The organism is Paenibacillus sp. EKM206P, from assembly GCF_011066155.1.
Classification (GTDB): Bacteria; Bacillota; Bacilli; order Paenibacillales; family Paenibacillaceae; genus Paenibacillus; species Paenibacillus polymyxa_D.
In genome coordinates, this window is record NZ_JAAMNQ010000138.1 from 1 (window position 1) to 220 (window position 220).

A 220-nucleotide genomic window follows, 5' to 3' on the forward strand; every position below is an offset into this window, starting at 1 on the left:
AGGTTCTTGTCGTTGAACAGGAGGCGCACGACGTTCTTATGCTCGATCAGCGTTCCTTTCGGTCTGCCGGTCGTTCCTGACGTGTAGATGACATATGCCAGGTTGCCCGGCCCGGAAATTGGCTCCAGGTTCGAAGCGTCCAACGCACCTTCGGAGTCCGCCCCTCTGTCGCCCCAAACGAAATCGTCCAATTCGAGGCGCGTTCCTGCGAAGTCGGTCT

At 58.2% G+C, this 220-nt stretch carries 1 protein-coding gene; it reads right to left on the reverse strand.

From position 1 onward, the window contains the following. Positions 1–220, reverse strand: a 220-nt coding sequence (locus tag G9G53_RS26675) for an AMP-binding protein (protein WP_238794873.1), incomplete at both ends; no start/stop codon positions are given.